At 40.4% G+C, this 22,334-nt stretch carries 25 protein-coding genes; 6 read left to right on the forward strand and 19 right to left on the reverse strand.

What is annotated here, in order from left to right; all coding sequences use genetic code 11:
* Positions 1-28: 28 nt before the first annotated feature.
* Positions 29-1,357 (reverse strand): L-cystine transporter, encoded by a 1,329-nt coding sequence (locus tag MKY84_RS12360; protein ID WP_342528894.1) that lies wholly within the window; start codon positions 1,355-1,357, stop codon positions 29-31.
* A 201-nt stretch (positions 1,358-1,558) separates the two neighbouring features.
* On the opposite strand from MKY84_RS12360, the gene cls reads away from it, so the two are divergent.
* Complete coding sequence (gene cls / locus MKY84_RS12365; RefSeq protein WP_342526364.1) at positions 1,559-3,013, forward strand: cardiolipin synthase; 1,455 nt, start codon at positions 1,559-1,561, stop codon at positions 3,011-3,013.
* A 282-nt stretch (positions 3,014-3,295) separates the two neighbouring features.
* Here cls and MKY84_RS12370 read toward each other — a convergent pair whose 3' ends face one another.
* Positions 3,296-4,111, reverse strand: a complete 816-nt coding sequence (locus MKY84_RS12370; protein WP_342526365.1) for a M15 family metallopeptidase — start codon at positions 4,109-4,111, stop codon at positions 3,296-3,298.
* A 124-nt stretch (positions 4,112-4,235) separates the two neighbouring features.
* Here MKY84_RS12370 and MKY84_RS12375 point away from each other — a divergent pair, with 124 nt between their 5' ends.
* Entirely contained in the window at positions 4,236-5,390 is a 1,155-nt protein-coding gene (locus MKY84_RS12375) for an MFS transporter (RefSeq protein WP_342526367.1), read from the forward strand.
* A 34-nt stretch (positions 5,391-5,424) separates the two neighbouring features.
* Here the strand turns inward: MKY84_RS12375 and MKY84_RS12380 are convergent, their stop codons facing one another.
* The 6 genes from MKY84_RS12380 to MKY84_RS12405 form a co-directional block, all read right to left on the reverse strand.
* A complete protein-coding gene (locus MKY84_RS12380) occupies positions 5,425-5,679 on the reverse strand; it encodes a hypothetical protein (protein ID WP_342526369.1) in 255 nt (84 codons plus the stop codon).
* 8 nt (positions 5,680-5,687) lie between these two features.
* On the reverse strand, positions 5,688-6,455 hold the full coding sequence (gene yidC / locus MKY84_RS12385) for a membrane protein insertase YidC (RefSeq protein ID WP_342526372.1): 768 nt from the start codon (positions 6,453-6,455) through the stop codon (positions 5,688-5,690).
* 81 nt (positions 6,456-6,536) lie between these two features.
* Positions 6,537-7,346, reverse strand: coding sequence for an AraC family transcriptional regulator (locus MKY84_RS12390; protein ID WP_342526374.1), 810 nt, complete (start codon positions 7,344-7,346; stop codon positions 6,537-6,539).
* A 78-nt stretch (positions 7,347-7,424) separates the two neighbouring features.
* Complete coding sequence (locus tag MKY84_RS12395) at positions 7,425-8,324, reverse strand: diacylglycerol kinase family protein (protein WP_342526375.1); 900 nt, start codon at positions 8,322-8,324, stop codon at positions 7,425-7,427.
* A gap of 64 nt (positions 8,325-8,388) precedes the next feature.
* Positions 8,389-8,718 carry a hypothetical protein gene (locus MKY84_RS12400; protein WP_342526377.1) on the reverse strand — a complete coding sequence of 110 codons (330 nt, stop codon included), beginning with the start codon at positions 8,716-8,718 and terminating at the stop codon, positions 8,389-8,391.
* A gap of 83 nt (positions 8,719-8,801) precedes the next feature.
* A complete protein-coding gene (locus tag MKY84_RS12405) occupies positions 8,802-9,236 on the reverse strand; it encodes a GNAT family N-acetyltransferase (protein ID WP_342526378.1) in 435 nt (144 codons plus the stop codon).
* A gap of 110 nt (positions 9,237-9,346) precedes the next feature.
* Here MKY84_RS12405 and MKY84_RS12410 point away from each other — a divergent pair, with 110 nt between their 5' ends.
* Complete coding sequence (locus tag MKY84_RS12410) at positions 9,347-9,832, forward strand: GNAT family N-acetyltransferase (protein ID WP_342526380.1); 486 nt, start codon at positions 9,347-9,349, stop codon at positions 9,830-9,832.
* Between the two features lie 22 nt (positions 9,833-9,854).
* Here MKY84_RS12410 and MKY84_RS12415 read toward each other — a convergent pair whose 3' ends face one another.
* The 6 genes from MKY84_RS12415 to mntR all read right to left on the reverse strand — a co-directional run bounded on the left by MKY84_RS12415 (position 9,855) and on the right by mntR (position 14,312).
* Positions 9,855-10,361, reverse strand: coding sequence for a DUF4064 domain-containing protein (locus tag MKY84_RS12415; protein ID WP_342526381.1), 507 nt, complete (start codon positions 10,359-10,361; stop codon positions 9,855-9,857).
* Positions 10,362-10,687: 326 nt separating this feature from the next.
* On the reverse strand, positions 10,688-10,969 hold the full coding sequence (locus MKY84_RS12420) for a GNAT family N-acetyltransferase (RefSeq protein ID WP_342526382.1): 282 nt from the start codon (positions 10,967-10,969) through the stop codon (positions 10,688-10,690).
* Positions 10,970-11,003: 34 nt separating this feature from the next.
* Entirely contained in the window at positions 11,004-11,972 is a 969-nt protein-coding gene (locus tag MKY84_RS12425) for a ring-cleaving dioxygenase (RefSeq protein ID WP_342526383.1), read from the reverse strand.
* 93 nt (positions 11,973-12,065) lie between these two features.
* Positions 12,066-12,959 (reverse strand): DUF1002 domain-containing protein, encoded by an 894-nt coding sequence (locus MKY84_RS12430; RefSeq protein ID WP_342526384.1) that lies wholly within the window; start codon positions 12,957-12,959, stop codon positions 12,066-12,068.
* Positions 12,960-13,010: 51 nt separating this feature from the next.
* Positions 13,011-13,874: a S1-like domain-containing RNA-binding protein gene (locus tag MKY84_RS12435; protein WP_342526385.1), complete on the reverse strand. Its 864-nt coding sequence runs from the start codon at positions 13,872-13,874 to the stop codon at positions 13,011-13,013.
* 12 nt (positions 13,875-13,886) lie between these two features.
* On the reverse strand, positions 13,887-14,312 hold the full coding sequence (gene mntR / locus MKY84_RS12440) for a transcriptional regulator MntR (RefSeq protein ID WP_342526386.1): 426 nt from the start codon (positions 14,310-14,312) through the stop codon (positions 13,887-13,889).
* A gap of 165 nt (positions 14,313-14,477) precedes the next feature.
* Between mntR and MKY84_RS12445 the strand changes: the two genes are divergently transcribed.
* Positions 14,478-14,633, forward strand: a complete 156-nt coding sequence (locus MKY84_RS12445; RefSeq protein ID WP_342526387.1) for a lmo0937 family membrane protein — start codon at positions 14,478-14,480, stop codon at positions 14,631-14,633.
* 34 nt (positions 14,634-14,667) lie between these two features.
* Here MKY84_RS12445 and MKY84_RS12450 read toward each other — a convergent pair whose 3' ends face one another.
* The 4 genes from MKY84_RS12450 to MKY84_RS12465 all read right to left on the reverse strand — a co-directional run bounded on the left by MKY84_RS12450 (position 14,668) and on the right by MKY84_RS12465 (position 19,708).
* A complete protein-coding gene (locus MKY84_RS12450) occupies positions 14,668-15,771 on the reverse strand; it encodes a GNAT family N-acetyltransferase (RefSeq protein WP_342526388.1) in 1,104 nt (367 codons plus the stop codon).
* An 84-nt stretch (positions 15,772-15,855) separates the two neighbouring features.
* Positions 15,856-18,213, reverse strand: a complete 2,358-nt coding sequence (locus MKY84_RS12455; RefSeq protein WP_342526390.1) for a penicillin acylase family protein — start codon at positions 18,211-18,213, stop codon at positions 15,856-15,858.
* Between the two features lie 202 nt (positions 18,214-18,415).
* Positions 18,416-19,327, reverse strand: a complete 912-nt coding sequence (gene murB, locus MKY84_RS12460; RefSeq protein ID WP_342526392.1) for a UDP-N-acetylmuramate dehydrogenase — start codon at positions 19,325-19,327, stop codon at positions 18,416-18,418.
* 75 nt (positions 19,328-19,402) lie between these two features.
* Positions 19,403-19,708, reverse strand: a complete 306-nt coding sequence (locus MKY84_RS12465) for a helix-turn-helix domain-containing protein (protein ID WP_342526394.1) — start codon at positions 19,706-19,708, stop codon at positions 19,403-19,405.
* Positions 19,709-19,916: 208 nt separating this feature from the next.
* On the opposite strand from MKY84_RS12465, the gene MKY84_RS12470 reads away from it, so the two are divergent.
* A complete protein-coding gene (locus tag MKY84_RS12470; RefSeq protein WP_342526395.1) occupies positions 19,917-20,450 on the forward strand; it encodes a YceI family protein in 534 nt (177 codons plus the stop codon).
* 91 nt (positions 20,451-20,541) lie between these two features.
* Entirely contained in the window at positions 20,542-20,817 is a 276-nt protein-coding gene (locus tag MKY84_RS12475) for a hypothetical protein (protein WP_342526396.1), read from the forward strand.
* 82 nt (positions 20,818-20,899) lie between these two features.
* Here the strand turns inward: MKY84_RS12475 and MKY84_RS12480 are convergent, their stop codons facing one another.
* Positions 20,900-22,279: a Glu/Leu/Phe/Val dehydrogenase gene (locus MKY84_RS12480; protein WP_342526398.1), complete on the reverse strand. Its 1,380-nt coding sequence runs from the start codon at positions 22,277-22,279 to the stop codon at positions 20,900-20,902.
* Positions 22,280-22,334: the final 55 nt, after the last annotated feature.

A 22,334-nucleotide genomic window follows, 5' to 3' on the forward strand; every position in this document is an offset into this window, starting at 1 on the left:
GATTTTTATTATTCTAATCTATTTAAGTTTAATAACTTTCTACTGTTTGTTCTGACTGAGGTTGATTATACACCGTCTCGTCAAGTTCACCCGTTACTTTCGCAGTTGTAACACCAGCCGTCATTGAACCACTTACATTGACAGCTGTACGTCCCATATCAATTAAAGGCTCAACTGATACTAATAAACCAGCTAACGCTACAGGTAGATCAAGTGCAGACAATACTAGGATGGCAGCAAATGTAGCTCCGCCCCCTACTCCTGCAACTCCAAAAGAACTGATGGCAACGATACCAACTACCGTTAAAATAAATCCTATATCAAGAGGATTGATTCCTACTGTTGGGGCAATCATGAACGCTAACATGGCTGGATAAATTCCTGCACATCCATTCTGGCCAATAGAAAGCCCGAAAGAACCTGAGAAGTTTGCAATTCCTTCTGGAACACCTAGTTTTTGCGTTTGTGTATGAATGTTTAGTGGTAAAGTACCTGCACTAGAACGTGAGGTGAACGCAAATAATAGAGCTTCAGAAGCTTTTTTTACATACGTAATTGGATTTACACCTGAAATCAATAGAATTACTAAATGAAGCAGGAACATAACACCTAACGCTACATAAGAAGCGACAACAAATTTTCCGAGTGTATAGATTGCTTCAAAATTAGATGTTGCGACTGTTCGCGCCATAATCGCCAAAATACCGTATGGTGTTAAGCGAAGTACGATTCGAACGATTCCCATGACCAGCTCATATAATGCATCAATCCCCTTTTTCAAGGTCGCAGCGGTTTCAGGTGAACGGCGCACTACAGATAGATACGCAAAACCTATGAACGCAGCAAAAATAACAACTGCAATCGTTGAAGTGGGTCTTGCACCCGTTAAATCTAAGAATGGATTTGCAGGTAACAAGCTCAATAATTGCTCAGGCAATGTTTGATCTGCCACTTCAGCAGAACTCTCTTCTATTGCTAGACCTCTTGATTGCTCTGCTTCTCCACTAAAAATTTGCTCTGCATTTAAATCGAATAGAGCTGCAGATGAAATTCCTACAACGGCTGCAACAGCTGTTGTACCGATTAATATAGCCAAAATAATACCAGCAATCTTCCCTAACTGATTGCCCAACTTTAATTTAGCAAATGCACCAATGATAGAAATAAACACCAAAGGCATGACGATCATTTGAAGCAGTCGAACATAGCCTACCCCAATGACATTATACCAAGCAGACGTGTCTGCTAAAATTTCTGAATCTGACCCATAGGCTAAGTTTAAAATGAGACCTAATGCAATACCTAAGCCAAGTGCAGTAAAGACGCGAGTCGAAAATGATTTATTTTTACGCTTCATCCAAACTAATACAGCGATAAATAAAATAAGTGCAAAAATGTTTACCCAAACGAGCACGATAACTCCTCCTTTTTTTCACGATGTAACGTATTCTACTCCTTTAAAACCAACCTGTAAAGTATGAATAACTGATAAACTATATTAATCTGGAAGCATTCGGTATACTACTAGTAATACTTCCAAAGATAAGGAGGACTTGTCATGACAGCAACATTATTCAGTATCGCAGCTTCACTCGTCATCATTTTAAATATTTTCTTGGCAATTGCCCTCATCTTTTTAGAACGTCGTGATGCCAGTGCTACCTGGGCATGGATTCTCGTGTTATTTTTCATCCCCATTCTCGGTTTTATTGTCTATTTATTCTTTGGACGCCAACTTCGTAAAAAGACCTTATTTCGCTGGGAAGGTCGAAAAAAAGTGGGAATTGAACAGCTTATCAATTACCAACGAAGTGCAATCGAAGAAGACCGCTTTGAGTTTCGTTTAGATGATGCACAAAACTACAAAGATTTAATCGTAATGCATCTGAACAATAACCAAGCGGTTCTCACTCAAGACAATAGCGTCCAGATTTTTAATGACGGACGGGAAAAGTTTGATGCTTTATTAGAAGATATGCGTTCAGCTAAAGATCATATTCATCTGCAGTACTATATTTTACGATTAGACAACCTAGGAAATGAAATCTATAACGTGTTACTTGAACGAGCTCGTCAAGGTGTAAAAGTACGCGTATTATATGATGAAATGGGTTCTCGTACTTTAAAGAAACGACACTTTAAAGAACTAATCGACCTCGGAGGACGTGTCGAAGCATTCTTCCCGGCTATTTTTCCAATGATTAACATGCGATTGAATTATAGAAATCACCGCAAAATTGTAGTTATCGATGGAAAGATTGGTTACATTGGTGGCTTTAATGTGGGGGATGAGTATTTAGGGCTTGATAAAAAGTTCGGCTACTGGCGTGATACCCACTTGCGCATTGAAGGTAGTTCTGTTCATCCGCTACAAACACGATTTATCCTTGATTGGAACCAAGCATCCGCAGACCATGACATCGAATACGATGAGCGTTACTTCCCAACCATCCCGATGAAAGGATCTGTAGGTTTGCAAATTGTTTCTAGTGGTCCCGATGAAGAATGGGAACAAATTAAAAATGGGTACTTAAAACTGATTACCTCTGCTAAAAAGTATATTTATATCCAAACACCATACTTCATACCAGATGCTAGTTTTATGGACGCTCTGCGCATCGCTGCTTTATGTGGCATTGATGTACGAATTATGATTCCGAACAAGCCTGACCATATCTTTGTGTACTGGGCAACCTACTCCCATGTAGGTGATTTACTAAAGGCTGGCGCTAAAATATACATTTATCAAAATGGCTTCTTACACACGAAAATGATTGTGATTGATGATGAAGCCTCGACAGTTGGTACTGCTAATATTGATGTACGCAGTTTCAAGTTGAACTTTGAAGTGAACGCATTTATTTATGACCGTGAAACGTCACATCAATTGGCCTTATTATTTGAAGAGGATATGACGTATTCAACTGAGTTAACTCGCGACATCTATTTAAATCGTACCCGAATGATCAAAGCCAAAGAATCCATGGCTCGATTACTTTCTCCTATTTTATAAAACACGACTTAGATGTGGAGAACGTCATGCTAGAAAGTCCGAGAAAATCAGGCGTGCCAAGTGAGGCGCTCTTGGCCTCGGTTGGTGCGACTGCTTTTGGAGCGTCTTTCTGACGTTCGCAACTCGATTCCATTGAGTTGTAGACACAGCGCGCCCACGGAACGCAGCCCCGGAACGGAACTCAATGTAAACGAAAAACAGTAGATTCTCTAGGTTTATGAAATGCCTGAGAGTCTACTGTTTTCTTTACGTTAAGTTCTTTAAATATGGTTTGTTCCGATTTTATTGTTCAATAAACTCTTCTACTGTTAAACCAGACTCTAAAATTTCTTGAGAAGTCTCTTTTCCAAGATAACGGAAATGCCAGGGTTCATACATATAGCCTGTCAGTTTCTCTTTTCCTTCTGGGTAACGTAAGATAAAGCCGTAATTGTGGGCATTTTCCGCAAGCCATTTGCCTGCCTCTGTCTCCCCAAAACTTACCCGGGCAAAATGTTCTTCAAAGTTTTCTTCTCCGATATCAAATGCTAAGCCGGTCTGATGTTCGGAATGGCCCGGACGAGCACTGTAGCGGTCTGCTTCTTCTTGGCCATCATTGCTGACGTAACGTTCATATAATTCTTGCTGGCGCTCAAATGAGCGGTACGTACTAAACGCCACAAGAGAAAAGCCATCGAGTTTTGCCGCAGCGGCCATTTCGTTAAAGGCTTCGCGTGCCTCTGCACTCTCTCCCGGTGCATAATCTGATGGAAGTGGATATTGTTTGCTGGCCATTAAGATATCCTTGATAACTGTCGGCTCTTGAGGAAGTGTTTCATTCCCTTCATAACCTTTTGCACCAGACCTGTCAATTTCTGGTTCGGGTTCTGGTTCTAGCTCCGGTTCTGGATCAGTTACAATTGGTTGTTCAGGCTCTAAAGCGGGTTCTTGTTCGACCGGCTCTTCCTCCTGCGTGGTAATACTAGGGATTGAAAACGGAAGATATCCTTGAGCACCTGCCCAATAAGTTCCTCCTGCAGAAAGGATTACTAAAATGGCTACAATCCAAGGCCATTTACTCTTTTTTTTCGATTGATAAAGGTACGAGCGCGTATTCATGATAAGCCTTCTTTCATTTCTTCTCAGTTGTTTAAGTGTATCATGTTCCTACGAATAATTCTTCCTTTCTCCTGGTAGTGGCGTATAATGAAAGGATTGAATCATACGAGTAGGAGTCGTTCACATGAGTTCTCAAAAATGGATGTCTGTACAATTTTTTATTTTCTTCTTCACATGGGGTGTCTTTCTCCCTTACTGGACTGGCTACTTAACCAATGTAAAAGATATGAGTGTCTATGCAGCAAGCTTAATCATGGGTGCTGGTATGATTGCTCGAGCATTTTCTACCCTAGTTCTATTTCCTGAGCTAACAAAACGCTATAGTATTCATATATTTTTACGTATTCTTGCTCTAGGGTCCTTGTTAACTTTCGTACTTTATATCCCACTTTCTTCGTTCATAATGTTACTACTTATTACCGTGTTGTTCAGTCTTGTCTATCCTAATTTATTACCTGCTATGGAAAGCTGTGCTTCTTTGCTCATGCAGAGGGATCGAATCCATTACGGACGTAGTCGCTCCTTTGGGTCAGCAGGATTTATGGCTGCTGTATTGACCATTGGCTTTTCAACAGCACAATTTGGTGAAGAGGCGATTCTTTGGGTGATGATTGCTGCATTGGCTTTTGTTGTACTTGCTTCTTCTTGGAAAGCACCTGAAGCATTGACGGACAAACCTATTCGTGAAGATCAGCAAAGTACATGGCAATTAGCAAAAGTGTTGCTGAAGCAAAAAGAGTTTTTAGCTGCGTTAGTCATCGTCGTATTGATACAAGGCTCCCACGCTTCGTATAACTCCTACAGTTTTATTTATTTGCAGGATATTGGTGTCAGTAACGGCTGGATTGGCGTTATCATTAACGTGGCTGTTCTTGCGGAAATTGTTTTATTCATGGTCGCTGATCGCTTTTTCGGAAAATCAAAAGTCAGTACACTCTTTATGATTGCAGCAGTTGGTGCAACCGTGCGCTGGGTAGCTATTTGGCTGTTCCCAATCGCCGCAGTGTTCATCGCTACACAAGCACTACATGCCATATCATTTGGCCTTGCTCACTATGCATTTATACAGTTCATCGCACGTACTTTACACAAGTCGGCAATCCCAACAGCACAAGGTCTGTATGCCGCTTTTGCCATGAGTTTAAGTAGCGCACTGCTCACATTCTTAGGAGGATATTTGTATGATATCCAAGCTGGCTACGCCTTCTTAGGTATGGCACTGTTCTCTTTCCCAGCAATCGTGTTATTGATTCTACAACGCGATAAACTTAGCTACTAAAAAAACGTGTGAACCCTCATGGGCTCACACGTTTTTATGTTAGAATTACGATCAAAACAACTACAAATGCTACGGCGAAGAAAATCGCCATACCCTTCATCCATTTTGCTTCTTTTTCCATTCCTTGTTCTTTAAATCGAATCGCTCGGTAGCTATTTGTAAACACAAATACGAGTGTCATAAAGAGTACCGCAAGATTCAAGGAGTTTTGAATAACAAAATAAACGGCTAGCAAACTAGACAGTACTACAGGGATACCAAACAGTAAGTTGCGCGAGCGCGATGGCATTTTATCACTCATGCTGCATCGACTGCTTTCTCAGGGTGCTCCGAGTAAAACTTACGACCCAAGTATGTTTGGAAAATCAGTAGTAAACCACCAACAGTCCAGTAAAGTGGGAGTGCAGCCATGGATGTGAAGGAAATCAACATAATCATAATAGGAGATATCCAAATCATGATTTTCATTTGTTGTTTCTGCTGTTCAGGAACTGTCCATAACGATACTTTGGCCTGAGCAAAATAGACGATACCTGCAATTAAAGTCATCGCAATATCAGGAGACCCTAGACTGAACCAAATGAATTCATGTGTTTTCACATCTTCTGAATATAAAATGGCAAAATACAGTCCCATAATAATTGGCATCTGAATCAAAATTGGTAAACAGCCCATGTTGAGAGGATTCACGTTGTGTTTGCGGTACAATCCCATCATCTCTTGTTGAAGAGCCATTTGATCTTCTTTTGACTTTGTTTCTTTTAAACGTTTTTGGATATCATCCATCTCTGGCTTCAGTTTATCCATTTTCACTTTCATACCTTGTTGTGCTTTGTAATTGCGAAGCATTAAAGGCATTAAAACTACACGGATAATGACTGTGATGGCGATGATTGCCAAGCCGTAACTACCATTAAACAAAGTCCCGAAGTAATCGAGTGCCCAGTCAAATGGTCGAACAAAAATCGAATAAAACGTACCTTCTTTATTTTCCACACCGGAACATCCGCTGAGGAATAAAACAGTTGCTACAAGTAATGCAGCCAAACTCCATTTTTTCTTCACATTGGTCACCTTCATTTTTCAAACTAACCCTACTATATACTAAAGCTTCCCTATTAATCAAACGCTAATAGGGAAGTTCACTCACTTGACACTTTCTTCAAATGCAAATTGGAAAAAGGATGTGGCTGGTTGGTCACGGAATTGTTTCGGTGTAACAGTGGTGTATTTTTTAAAAATTCGCGTGAAGTAGGATTGATTACAAAAATGAAACTGGTCAGAAATGTCTGAAATAGATTTTGATGTATGACGTAAGAAATACTGAGATTCCTCTACTTTACGAATATTTAAATATTCCACTAACGTAATACTTGTATGCTCTCTAAAAATGCGGGACAAGTGACTTGTACTGATTGAAAACTTCTGCGCTATAGCTTCTACTGAGAGGTCGCTTTCAATTTCGTCGTTTATGTAGAGTATGACCTTATTAACGGTTTGATGAGTAAATTGTGGTTTTGTGCGCTCAGACAAGACGTGCACATAGAATTCTATGAGTTCTTCTCCACATTGAAGAAACAACACATCGCTCATTCGATTATCAATCACTTCCATGCATGATCTGCTGAAGGCAAAGGCTTTAACCGGCGGCACTTGGCTATCAATTAATTTTCTCGCCATAGTTGCAGCAAGATGTATGTAGAAAAAACGTGCAGCACGTATCATATCTTTACCTGTAAGATGACTGAGTGCATCAATAATTAAACGCAGTCGTTCTCTTGCTTGGTCTAAATCAAGCGTCTGCATATCATGAAACATTTCTTTTTCAAGCAAGAAATAGCGTTCGGCTAGCGCATCTTGGCTAGAGTCTGCGCTATTTTCTTGAAAAGAACTTGAAAAAGCTTCTAAAAATAATTTGTCTGAGGAAAGCGGATTTTTATGAATTTTAGTGAGCATATGATTTAACCTCTTTTTCTTAACCACATAGTATCTATTTATTTTAAACCATTATGCTCACTTAACCAATAGTTTTTACTAATTATTTTCCATTTTTTCCGGTACTAGGACACGAAGATGCTGTGGCAACACTTCAATATCTACTGGGGTGCAGCTTCCTTCATCTCCATCAACATTACAAAATAGCTCTTGTGATGTTTTTATATGCACTTTTTGAGTGCGAATATAATCGACTCCATCATCTTCTGCTAGTTTTCCTTGAAGTAGTTTAGATCCTACACGTAAAAAGCCAGGAATTCCTGATTCACGTACAACCATCACATGAAGAGTACCGTCATCCACTTGTGCTTCAGGCGCCAATTTTTCAAAGCCACCTACAGAGTTAGTAAGTGCGATTAATACAAGCGTCATATTCCCTTTCCATTCTCCATGGTCGTGAGTAATCGTCAATTCTACTTCATTGTCTTGTAGAATTGCTTTTGTACCTTCTAATAAGTAGGCTAATGGCCCAAGACGAGTTTTAGACTCTACCGAAGTATCCGCCACTTTTGAAGCGATTTCTCCTATAGCGACGATATTCATAAAGTAAGAATCCCCTATTTTACCGATATCTGCTCGTTTTTCTTTCCCTACTTTTAAGGACTCGATTGCTTCTTCTGCATCTAACGGAATGCCAAGTGCTCGGGCAAAGTCATTGACAGTACCAAGGGGAATAAAAGAAAACAGAGGTCTATGAGGTTGCTCAGCTAATCCATTAACAATCTCATTGATTGTTCCGTCTCCGCCCATCCCTACTACAAAATCGACTTCAGCAGCACATGCTTCTTTTGCAAAACGTGTTGCATCTTTAGGACCTTGTGTCTCTTTAACATCTATTTCGTAATTCATAGAAGTTAATACTTCTACTACGCGATCTATGTACTCTGTCGCGAGCTCTTTACCTGATGATGGATTGTAGATTAATACGGCTTTTTTCATAGTTATTGTCTCCTTTTCAACATTTTTTTCTATAAAAAAAGAGCTACGAGAGCTCTTTTAGGTATTATTGATAATCGACTTCTTTATTAGAGACGTCTGTTTTTTCTTTTTTTGAAGATTTATCTTGAACTTCTTCATTGTAATATTGAACACTAGTCATAGCGCCTTCATCAACCATTTTGTTGTCATCCACATCTTGTGGGTCTGGGTGACCGGCTGTTCCATAGCTTGATTTACTTGTCGCGTTTTGATCCATATAAGCATTGAACTTAGTTTTCAAGTTGTTTACCTGTACCATTGCTTTATCGCGATTTTCTGGTTTGCTAAAATATGCGTACGCTGCAGCAGCTATTCCTGCTACCATTAGTGATGAACCATTTGATTTTCTTCCCATTTGTAAAACCTCCAGTTAGTGAATTCTATTGCTTCTATTTCTAGTAATACCCGTATAAAGGATTCATTAACCATTTAAGGAGATTATTTTTTCAACATATAGATATGGGGGATGCCATCCTCTAAAAATTCTTCAGAGATCGCTTGGAATCCAAAGCTACCATAAAAGGATTGCAAATGTGCTTGAGCGCATAAGCGAATAGGTTGCTGACCATATTCTGATTCAACGGCTTGTAAGGCTTGCTTTATTAACTCTTGCGCCAGTCCCGAGCCTCTCTTCTCTTTTCGAACAATAACACGTCCAATTGACACTTCTTCATACTTTCCTGCAGGAACGATTCGACAGTAAGCTTGTAAGTCATCATCTTGGTTATAACTAATATGTAAGGAAGCTTGATCATAGTTGTCGATATCCGGATAGACACAATTTTGTTCAACTACAAAAACGTCTGCCCGAAGTTTAAGTGCCTCATATAATTCATTTACAGTCAATTCATGAAACTTTTTACATGTCCACATGATGTCCACCTCCTTCTTTCTGTTTAATTATGGCATAATCTGTAGCCACAGAACCAGAAATTTGTTATGCTAGTTGAAATAGTTTCGAGGTGATGGCCATGATTCGTGTGATGACTGAAAAAGATATCCATTCTGTAAGAGAAGTCGCCCTGGCCAGTTGGGGAGAAACTTACAGCGCTCTTTTTCCTGACGAAATTTTAGCAGAGTGGTTCGAGAGAAATTATTCTGCGCCCATGCTCAGTAAACAACTAGAAAAAACAAAAATGTTTGTTATTGAAGAAGAACAACAAGTTGTTGGTTTCGCTAGTTTTACAAAAGTGGATGAAGACGGGGATAGTGAATTAACTGCCCTTCATATTTCTCCTGCGCATACACAAAAAGGCTACGGTACTTCCTTGGTTGGAAAAGGTATTGAAGAATTGCAAAAAAGAGGCCTGCACTTGTATGTATACGTAGAAAGTTTGAATCTTGCTGCTCGCGCTTTTTATGAAAAGCTCGGATTTCATTTATTAGAAGAATTCGACGAGTACTTTGAAGGCTACCCTACAACAACAGCTCAATATGTCCTACCATTAAAAACTCCCACCCTCATTTGATTGAGGTGGGAGTTTTGTTTGCTTATAGGGGACGATTTGGTTCGTAATAATCTAAATCCTCTGAAGTACGCGTTGTGTCAGTAGTATATGGTGCTTTACGTACAAATGACATGATTGCTGCAATATAAAGCAGAATTGATGTAAATGACAATAAGTAAGCAAACAATCCAGCTAAGATGAAGAAGATACCTGCAAGCTTCGGATTTTTGTTGTTACGGATATTTAAGATAGCTAAAATATTGAAAATCAAACTGATGACCAAAGTAATCACAAGTCCCCATCCAAAAATGCCGAACAGTCCCATGCCGCTTTCAACAAAATCTAAAACCATCTGTTGTTCTTCTACTCCAAGAGTAGGATCTTCTTGTATCCCGGTAACGATTTCCTGTTCAAGTTCAGCCATAGTAGTTGGATCATTTAAAGCCGCACTACCAGTTGAGACAAAGATGGCAAGTAGAATGATAGAAATCGTGGTAAAGACAGCGCCAATGACACCAAGAACTATTTCTCCCGTTCGTGAAAATTTCATAATGTGTTCCTCCTTGTTTAGTTGTTCATTAATGATACGGTTCATAACAGAAAACGTTTCATTAATTTTAGTATCCCCTAAAAATAGTACAAAAAAACTAGATTTAGAAACAAAGACCCGGGTATACATCTAATAAGACACATTACATAAACGAGAGGATGAGAAAAATGGAAAAGAAACTAGTATTTTCACAAGGTGACTTCTTATACACATTGGCTGGAGCTTCTGCACTAACTGCTTTAGTGGTGTTCTTCGTATGATCAAACGCTTAACCTTAGACGAATAAAAAGGCAATCACCGTTCATAAGAACAGGGATTGCCTTTTATTATGCTTTTACATCTTCATAATCTTTATAGCGATCAAATGCTGTTACCACGTATGAGCAAACAGCCTCCATTTTGTAGTCATGCTCACGAGCATAGTCTGCGGCTTTGTCTAGAAGTTGCTTTGCAACCCCTCCACCTCGGAGTTTTGGTGAAACAAATGTATGATCCATTACCATAATATCTCCAAGTAATGTCCACGTAATTTCTCCAACCTTTTCATTGCCTTCACGTACTTGATAGGCAAATACATCATTTCCTACTTCTGTTAACTGAAAATCCATGAATCACCACTCCTTTTCTTCAGTCTATCATATTTTATGCTTCAAACGGTAATGGACGCAATTTAGATTCGATCTCTTTTCTTCGTCCTTCTAAAAATGGTGGCAAGGCAAGGTTTTGACCTAATGTTTCAATGGACTCATCTGAGGCAAAACCAGGTTCGTCTGTTGCCAGTTCATATAAAATGCCATTTGGCTCTCTGAAATAAATGGATTTAAAGTAATAACGATCCACTAACCCAGACGTTTGATAGCCTGCTTGGGTCAGACGTTCTTGCCATTTTGGATAGTCGTCCATAGACGGGATACGAAATGCTACGTGATGAACACTGCCTCTTCCCGGCCGCTCTACAGGTAGATCTGTTCTTGTATGAATGTGAACTTCTCCAGCAGGACCACCCTCTCCACTTGAAACAACTATGGTTTCTGGTTGACCCGCCACTGGAGATGGATAGTGACCCACTTCAGTAAATCCTAAGATAGTCGTTAAGGTTTCTTGTGTTCGCGCTGCATGGCGCACAGTTATATAGGAAGGTCCGAGTCCTACAATTGCAAATTCAAGCGGTATGTCGTCTTTTTCCCATGCCTCGCCATACGGAATTCCTGTACCATCGTCGACTACTAAGTGCAGGCGCGATCCTTCAAAATCTTCAAAGTATAAGACTTCTCGGTGAAATGCTACACCTCTCTCAAGAACCGGCACTTCGAAACTAGCAAGTCGTTGCTGCCAAAAGTCCAAAGCTTCAAGCGATTTTACGCGGAATCCTGTATTTGAAATACTTGATACACCTGGATACGTCTTACCTGCCATTGGAATATCAAAATAGGTCATGTCTGTGCCTGGAGTCCCAATAGCATCTGCATAAAATAAATGATACGAACTAGGCGAATCTTGATTGACACTCTTTTTCACAAGACGCATGCCGAGAATATGAGTAAAGAAATAATGATTTTTCACTGCATCTTTTGTAATTGCGGATACATGGTGAATGCCAGCTACTTGCATGTGGATGCAACCCCTTTATCTTGAATTCGAGATAATTACAGTGTACCTCATTCGTAATAAAAAGAAAAGAAACACCACTTGGGTGCTTCTTACTTAGTTAAATATAGAACGAATCGAAGAAATTAAATCATTAAAGAATTTACGAACTCCGTTCCAGAAGCCCTCATTTTCAACAATTGTTCCTAGTTGTTCTTGTATCGAGTTGCTTAAATCTTCAAGTTGCGTAGACCATTGGCTAAAATCAATGTCAAGCTGGCGAATACGGTCCATCAAATCTATTAAAAGCTGACGGTCTTGTTCAGAAAGCTCTATTTGTAGATTGGCTAATTGATCGCTAACAATCTGCTCAACATCTTCTCGTGTTGCCGGATTTTGCTCAGCAATTTGCTGTTTAATTTCCGTTAATAATTCACTTACCTTTTCTGGATCCACGCCTGATTCTTCCGATAAGATTGTAGCTACTGAAAGTTCTTCATTGGCTACATCCGTACGCTCAGAATCAAGTTGTCCTCCAGTTGCTTCATAAGCTTTATAGATTCCTACTAAAGCTGAGTGACCTGTTACGGGGCTTGGGGCTGCTACTTCAACAGTTGCATTTTCAATCCCTGCTGTTAGCATAGCATTAGCATACATTTCATTAGTCACTTGAGTAATGTTTTCAGGTGTGACAATTGAAATTACCAACCCTTCTCCTGCATCGGTACGTGTGATTTTAGCGGATGAAAACATGCGAGCAGACGGGTTTCCATCTGTGATATAAGTAGCAAGGTCTTCTCCAGTGACAGTAATTTCTTCAACAGTGGAGTCTTGAGAAACTTGTAAGGCATTTTGAACGCTGACTTTTTGTTCAGCTGTTAAATTTGCTCCATAAACTACAATTGGGACACCTAATTTTTCGTCGATTACTTCTTGATTTTCCCCGTTAGCAAAAGTGACAGTTGGGAATAGAAGGACAAGTGCGAGTAAACTAACTAACCATTTTTTCATTGTGTAACCCCTTTCTGCTTATTCAAACGTTCTCCCTAGCAAAAGGTTTCCTTACAATTTCGAAAGTGTCCAACCATCTTGCTGCTGAATTTTCCCGTCCTTCATTAGTTTACCTAAAGCACGCTTAAATGATGCCTTACTCATAGAAAACATTTCTTGAATTTCATCAGGTGTAGATTTATCACCAAAAGGCATCTTGCCCCCTACTGTTTGCAGGTAGCGCCAAATCGTTTCGGCATCATCTGAAAGTCGCTCTTGTTTTCGTGGTAACAGAGAGCCATTTAGTGTTCCATCTTCTTTAACTTCAATAATACGAACTGTTACTTCTTCGCCCAGTCTTGGTTCATGCTGACGCTCTGTTTGGTGGACAAAAATACGGTACATTCCTTTTGTGGATAATAAGAACGTTCCAATTGGAAGCAACCGATACGCGCGAGCAGAGATGTCACTATTGTAAACAGTTGTTGGCGCCTCGACATAAAGCTCTTCAATTTTCTCTTCTGTTGCAAGGCGACCCAATAAATTGCCATCGCGATCTGTACGAAGGGTCATAAAAATACAATCACCTGGCTGTGGCCATAGTTCTCGAATTTTTGGTAAATCTTCGCCTTTTACAATTGCTGCTTGTGTTCCACCAATATCAACAGTCGCTCCATCACGGTCTGTGACTTTAACAACTTTTGCCCAGCCGTAAGCACCTTTGCGGATGGTTGGAATATGGCCAGTGGCTACTAAGTTTCCTTTTCTGTCAGCGTACGTAAAGACAGAAACTTCTTGGCCCTCTTCCCACTGTTCTATAGCTTCTGATTCATTGATTACCAATACATCTTTATCCTCTGTGACAGCAACCCATTTTGAACCATCTTTTTCGAGTAATTTTACTTTAACAACTGCAGCAATTTCTAATTCTGCCATATGAGCCCTCCTCTAATCTTCTACTTTTGTATCTGAGCGAAACTGTTCCAACTTCTGTTGAAGTTCAGGGTGTTCTTCAAAGAATAGAACGAGCTCTGCAATACGATCAATTGATTCCCAGCTTAAATGATGCTCGATCCCTTCAACATCCTGATAAATTAATTCTTCAGAAACGCCTGTAAGGCGCAAAAAATTCTCTAACAGGTCATGTCGCTTCACGAGTTTTTTTCCTAACTTATTTCCTTTTGGGGTCAATGTTAAACCACGGTACTTTTCGTAATGCAAGTAACCGTCCTTATCCAGCTTTTGCACCATCTTTGTTACGGACGAAGGAAGGACTTCCAAGGCTTCCGCGATATCAGATACACGTGCATACCCTTTTTGTTCGATCAATTGATAGATTTGTTCAATGTGGTCTTCCATACTTGGTGTTGGCACTTGCGTTCTTCCTTTCCTACTCAGTGTTCTAAGTTTACTACACTCCAAGTGTGTGGACAAACCGCTAAATTAATTTCATGTCCTAGGTTTAAGTAAAACCTATGAAGGGTATTCATCTATTAGCCAAGCAAATATTACATATTGTTGAAGAAGGAGGTGGCATACATGGGCCGTATTCTATGGTTAGTGATTGTCGTACTTATTGTTATTTGGTTATTAGGATTCTTATTTGAAATTGGTGGAGGATTAATTCATACACTTCTCATCATCGCTGGTATCATCTTCGTGGTACAGTTATTGATGGGTAAACGATCCCTATAGAAATAGGCCGCAGCTTAATCGCTGCGGCCTTTTTTTATTGAATGCGTGAGTAGATACAAGTATCAGCAAACTCTTTTGAATCCGCCTTGCGCGCACTTTTTCGCAAGATCCCTTCTAATTCATAGCCACAGCGTTCGGCAACTCGTCGACTGCCCTGATTGTCTTCGTCACAACGAATTTCAACTCGCACTGCTTTTAACTCGCGGAAAGCAAACTCCGTAAGCATCTGAACAGTTTCTGTGATATAGCCCTTCCCCTCGTAACTCGAGCGTAACCAGTAACCAATTTCAAAACGCCCTAGATTCCAGTCGATACGATGAAAGCCGGTAGAGCCAATGAAATTACCTGTTTCTTTTTCAAACAAATGCATACGGAAATCTTCTTGCGTGACAAAAGCGGCGATTGCTTTTCGCATGCTCGTCTCTGTTTCTTCCATTTTAGGAGGCTGCTGCGCCCATATCATCCATGGTTTGAGTGTCGCCATACTTTCAGAAATCGCTTCCCAGACATCGGGTACGTCTTCAAGTTTTGGCGCACGCACGATGAGGCGTTCAGTCTCCAAGTAGTCCGGCACTAATGGCTTTTTCGGTTGGTCCTGCACCGCCATCATTTCATCCCATGCAACTGGCGTCGATGTACCCTTCAGAAAATCTTCACGCGTCATCCCGTAAGTAACTGCATCGTAATAACGCTCTTCTTTTGGTGAAAACCACGCTTGGCGTAGCTGTGCTTCTTTCACAAACCCTGCACGTTCAAAGGTCTTGCGCATGGCCACATTATCTAAACGTGTGTGACCCTCCAGACGAATTTTCTTCTCTTGTAAGGAAAACACGTATTCCGTCACTAATTTTAACGCCTTGGAACCATAGCCTTTCCCGCGCGCAGTTTCTGCAATTCTTAGGTCAAATAGCGGTATTTCATCTTGTAGATCATGTATTTTTACAATGCCGACCTTATCCGCTTGTTCGTTCTCTACCCAAAACGTCTTCACATCGTCAGACTCATAGCCGCCCTCTCCAATTGTTTTTTCAATTAGTTCGCGTTCTGGTGTGGCATTTCCATGAAATGGCCATGAGTTTGTCGTAAGAAAATGTATGAGTTGCTCTTGTTCTTCCATTGTCCATTCTGTAAGTCTCATAAAGACCTCCCGTATAGCACGTTTGCATTGCTAGTCTTAAAGCAAAGATATACTTTTCGAGCCTTTTTTGCAATCTTTTGCACATCATTTAGGGAGAAGTCGTAGTATATGAGCCTCTTTATAGTCAGCAGTCAACGAAGTTTCATGATAAGTACCCGTTGCCCAGTCCTCTACTTGATTATGGAACCAAGGTGATTTTACATGTCCGCTCTGGCCTGGACCAACAATATGATAGGCAGAAGATAAATCACTTAAATCTGCTACAAAACGCCAAGATGCTCCGTGCGTCACTTCTCCCTGTTCGTTAAACGCGGCCGCTTGCGCAGTAATTCCGGATCCACCAATAGGTATAGGTTCTGGGTTAAGCACTCGCGCTAAGATAGGAGAAGCACCGGCTAATGGATGAGAAAATGTCAGCAGATGCTCATTTCCCCATTGCCACTCTGTCCAATCTTCCCCGTGTTTCTCTTGCATTTCTTCCATCATTTCGTTGAAAGCTAGCTCCAACCATTTATCAAAGCCACCTACATCTTCTACCCACGCACTGACCTCTCCATCTGCATAGGTTTGCAGCAGTTGATCGGTAATATTTGCTTTCCCGGGCATCATCTCGTAGACATCCTCTGGAATCTCTTGCGCAAACAACACATCCGGAAGCTTCTTCATCCATTTATTAAAAATCAGAGGTTGTGCTAGTTCAGCTTCATCTATTTTTGTCCATTCTTGCATCGACGAAATCAATTCATCATTATTTTTCCCTGTTTCTGTAGTGGCTAATGAGTCTAGCATCTGGTCCAGAAATCTTCTGGCCTGGAGGTTGTGTTGGTCCATTTGTAGATCCATCATGTCTTGTACGGATAACTCATCAGTTTCTTGAAGAACTTCGGCAATACGTTCATAACGATACGATTGAGCCCAGAAATCCGTAATGTGGTAAGGATAGCTGTCATCAACAACTTGGTTGTTCGCTGTAGCTATAAACCCTTCTTGTGGATTGACAGCTGTTGGCAACTCCTCGTAAGGTACATAACCATTCCAACCGTACTCTGAAGAATCACCTGGAACCGGCAATTGCCCATCTCCTTGTTTCCGAAGCGGAAGCCTACCGTTTGCTTTATAAGCGATTGTTCCATCTTTAGCTGCAAAAACAAAGTTTTGTGCTGGTGCATGGAATTGTTCAAGTGCTGCTTCAAATTGATCCCAATTAGAAGATTTATTCATTTCTAAGATGGCTTGGAGTTCTTGTGTTGGTTCAAGTGCTGTCCATTGCATGGAAAATACAGCTTCAGCATCCGTGTCCTCATATAACAAATCAGAAATAATCGGACCATGACGGGTAACCACAACTTCATAAGGAACCGCTTCTTGATCTTTCACTAAAATTTCGTAAGAGCGCACTTCAGCATCTTCCCATTCACCATCGTAAGAAAATTGATGCGGGTTTTCGGGATTCGGTTTCTCAATATACAAGTCTTGCACGTCAGGTCCGACATTCGTCACGCCCCATGCCACTTGTTCATTGTGACCTAAGATAATACCTGGTATTCCAGCAAAAATTACCCCACTCACATTTTGTTCAGGAGATTTTAAATGCATTTGATACCAAATAGAAGGTGTGCTTAACCCAAGATGAGGATCATCAGCAAGCAACGGTTCTCCAGTTGCCGTCTTCTCTCCCGAAACTACCCAGTTATTACTCCCATTGAATGAGTGTGGCAGAACATCAATCGGAAAATTCATACCGACTTGCACAGCTGTATTTTTGTTTGCTTCTAAAATGGCAGGGTCACCCTCTGGATAGGTGATGAATAATTCACGAGCTTTTTGTTCCTCTAAATTTTGTACAGCCCAATGACGAATGGCAAGTGAGGACCAGTTGCCCCCTAAATCATAGGCCATGTATTTTCCTATAGTCAGGGAATCGACAGGCGTCCATGGTTCAGGCTCATAGCCGAGTAGGTTGAACTCGTAGCTTAGCTTTCCATCTTCTTTGGCATGGGTGATAAAATCGTTGACGCCCTCTGCATACCAAGCCAATACTTGCTTTGCCTCTTCACTATATCCTTCATACGACTTTTCAGCCGCGTCCCTCAAGCTAAATGTTAAAAAGAATTGATCCGTCGACAAAGCCGCTTCCCCAACGACTTCAGACAATTGCCCACTTGCTTGTCTACGTGCAAGGTCCATTTGAAACAGGCGGTCTTGTGCCTGCACAAATCCTTGTGCTCGGTACAAATCAGCATCTGATGCAGCCTCTATATGAGGGACTCCCTCTTCATCCCGAGTCACCACGATTTCGTCAGTAATAGATGTAAGTGCCATTTCCCCTTCAATTTGCGGCTTTGAATTTGCCACAAACCAGTTCAAACCGAGCAATGCAAGAGTTAGCAGAACAAGCAGTGACCCCATTACCCACAATGTAATTTTTATTCCTTTTCTCATGATACCTTCCCCCTTCACAGGTAGGTATTCGGCATAAAACGTCATTATCCTTTAAATCAAGAGACTGGGTTAGAACAAATTAATAAAACTCGAACACATTGAAACCGGAAAGGAACTCAGCGTAAACAAAAAAAACAGCAGATTCTCTGGAATTCATCCTCGAGAATCTGCTGAATTGTTTTTGTACAGCCTCAGTAACTTCCTATTCTTCTCCTACTATCTTCACTTCCAGCTCTAAGTCGACGCCAAATTTTTCTTTGACCGTCTTTTGCACAAGCTGAATCGTACGAATATAATCAGTTGCCGTAGCGTTATTTTTATTGACGATGAATCCTGCATGCTTTGTTGAGACTTCTGCACCACCAAAGCCCTTCCCTTGAAGATCACTGTCTTGAATCAGCTGACCTGCAAAGTAACCAGGTGGACGTTTAAACACACTTCCAGCAGACGGATATTCTAGCGGTTGCTTAGAAGTTCGCTGGTGAGTCAAATCTGCAATTTTTGTATCAATGATTTGTTGTTCCCCAGAAGAGAGCTCAAATTCTGCTGATAACACAAAGTACCCTTTTTTCGAAATTATACTTGAACGGTACCCTAGATCTAAATCTTCTTTTTTCAGAATCAAAAGCTCTCCTTCAGGCGTAACCACTGTGCACTGTTTGATGACATCTTGAATTTCCCCACCATAAGCTCCAGCATTCATTACCATAGCACCACCCACTGTACCTGGGATGCCACATGCAAATTCTAGACCCGTCAATCCTTGAGTCGCTGCATGTTTTGACACATCTATGATAGCTGCACCACTCTCTGCATAGACATGCGTATTCGTAATTGTAATTTCTTTAAGCTTCGTCAGTTGCAGAACGATGCCACGAACGCCTCCATCACGGACAACCATGTTTGAGCCATTGCCTAACAATAATAATGGCACTTTATACTGTGCTGCATAATTGATAATGACGATGGCTTCAGCCTGTGATTCAGGAGAGGTAAATACATCTGCTGGACCCCCCATTCGTGTAATCGTGTGTAGTGATAGTGGTTCATCTAACTTAACTGTATGTTCAGGCAGGACTGCCGAAAGATCTTCAAACCATTTTTGTTTAGACAATGATGCCAAATCCTTTCTATTTAAAGCCTTATACTAAGTATGAGAGAGCTGTTGCCTTTTCACAAGAACCAATTGTTACGTCCATTGCTGTGACCATTGCTCTATGCCTTCGATAACCGAACGAAGTGCTTGGCCTTTTTCTGTTAACGAGTACTCTACACGTACAGGCACTTCTGAATAAATTTTACGGGTAACTAACCCTTCTAACTCAAGTTCTTTTAATCGTTCAGATAACAGTCTCCCGCTGATTGGCATTGAAGACTCTAATTCATTAAATCGTTTAGAACCATTCAACAACTGATAAATGATTAATGCTGTCCACCGTTTTCCTAATAAATCCATAGCGCTAGAGAGCCTTGGACAAAGTTCTGATTCTTTCATTATATTCACTCCTAATTACTATAGTATAAAAAAAATTGCACAAAAACGCAAAAAACATTATTTAATTACTTGACGTGTGTTTATTATTATTTTATAGTAAGTTACGTAAAGTAACTAGTGATTTATTTTTTTAATCATATATCTTGATTTCGAAATAAATTACGGGTATACTTTTAGAAGATTATGAAAACAAAGGAGAGACTTTAAAATGACAAAGTACACAGATGACACAGCTCACTCAAGCATTGGATTTTCAGTAAAACACATGATGGTTTCAAAAGTACGCGGGAACTTTAACGAATTCTCAGCTAACCTTGAAGGACAAGAGACAGATCTTACTGGCTCAACTATCGAATTTACAATTGATGTAGCATCAATTAATACTAATAATGAAGACCGTGACAACCACTTACGTTCTGCAGATTTCTTCGATGTAGAAACATACCCATCTATCACTTTCAAAGCTACAGACATCCAGTCTAAAGGCGGAGACGAGTATAAAGTAACTGGTGATCTTACAATTAAAGATGTAACTAAAGAAGTTACGTTTGATGCAGAATATGAAGGTAAAGGCACAAACCCATGGGGTCAAGAAGTTGTAGCTTTCTCTGCTAACTCTAAAATCAACCGTAAAGACTTCGGTCTTACATGGAACCAAACACTTGAAACAGGCGGCGTATTAGTCGGCGAAGATATCAAAATTGATATCGAACTTGAATTGAATCCTGCTCAAGAAGCGTAAATCAAAAAGCAGCCTTGGCTGCTTTTTTTTTTGAAACTTTTAGTATCTCTGTCTCGTAAAAGAAAAGAAACAAGTGAAGGTGGAGTGTTAAATGTTGTGGATTGTAGCAATCGTAGCCATTGTAACTACAGCAGGTGTGATTGAAAAATATATGAAACATCAAGTTCGAATCGCTGAAATCAAAAATCAAGCTGTAAAAGATGAACTTGCACTCGAGCAACAACGCTATGAAAATTTTGTTTTAGAAACAGAAAAGATGCGTCTAGAGCTTGATTACAAACGAGATGCTCTAACTTACACGAAAGATCCCGTGGTGGAAGATCTCGAAAAACATTCGAGCAGCTCTAGTAATTATGGACAAAATTAAATCAGTAGGTTCTCTAGATTAAATCCAGAGAATCTACTGATTTATTTTTTATATTGAATTCCGTCCCGCCGTAAATAACGATTTAATAGAGCTTACCTTGGCGATAGAGCACTTCTGAAAGTCTTCCAACTGCATGAATGAATGCGTTTTGGCGAAGTGCGAAAGGATCTGCGTAGTACTGCGGAAGAATGGTCTCCATTGTCTGACCCATTTTTTCGTAAAGCTTCGAAAACACTTCTTCTTCCGAATAGAATTGCGTCTCTCGTCCTTGCAGCCATTCTAGATAGGAAACGATTACTCCTCCTGCATTGGCTAAGATATCCGGAATTATAACTACCCCTTTTTCTGCCAATAGCTCGTCTGCTTCTTGGGTTACAGGTGCATTAGCTCCCTCAACTAAGATACGCGCTTTAATATCTTTCCAATTGTCTTGGTGAATTTGATCTTCCAGTGCAGCTAGAATTAGTACATCGATATCCATTGTCAACACTGCTTCACGTGCTTCTACAGTTGCTACAACATTGATTGCTTTCAATTGTTCTGCTGTGACCGGTAAATCGCCTTTGTTATTAGCTGTAAATTCTACTAAGGCCGGAATATCCAGGCCATCTAAATTTGTTAATGTAACATTCCGATCTGACACAGCCACAACTTTATTTTGAATCTTTTGATCACGATAGGCTTCTAATGCTGTCACGGACCCTACATTCCCAAATCCTTGAATTGCTACTGTCAAAGGTCTGCCTGAATGTTCTAATGTAGTTTTAGCAAAGATATTCTCTGAGTTCTCAAGGTTCGTGCGATTTTTCTCCACATAGTCATGAAGTAGGTATCTCATGGTAAAGTACACGCCCTTACCCGTGGCTTCACGTCTGCCTAATGATCCACCATTGATAACACTCTTCCCCGTAAAACTGCCGAGATAAGGTTGTCCATGATTAATTTTCTTATATTCTGCCATCATCCAATCCATTTCTCGTTCCCCTGAACCAACGTCTGGCGCAGGGATATCCTTGTCAGGACCTAAAACATCATTGAAGTTACGTACATATTTTACACATAAAGCATGAAGTTCCTTCTCAGATAAAGAACGTGGATCGATGACAATGCCACCTTTACCACCACCGTAAGGTACATTGTGCAACGCATTCTTTAAAGTCATCAGGAAAGAGAGATTTTCCACTTCATGCTCATTAACGGACTCATGAAAACGGATTCCTCCTTTGTAAGGACCTGATGCATTGTTATGTTGCACGCGAAAAGAAGGAATTCTCACAATTTCTCCGTTTTCTAACGGCATACGTATGTAAGCCTTATGAATTTGATTAGGAGTTGATAAGATAGCTTCCATTGATTTAAAGGCTTTATCCCGACTTTCCCCTTTACAGACGGGTAAAAATTCATGACGCTTTAGTAGTGCTTGTAATGCTTGTTTTACGATCGGATGCGATACTTTACTCATCCGAACCACCTCCTTGAATTGAGTTTCTCTTCTAGTAAAAGCTTTACCCCTCCGT

This window comes from Chryseomicrobium sp. FSL W7-1435 (assembly GCF_038595005.1).
Classification (GTDB): Bacteria; Bacillota; Bacilli; order Bacillales_A; family Planococcaceae; genus Chryseomicrobium.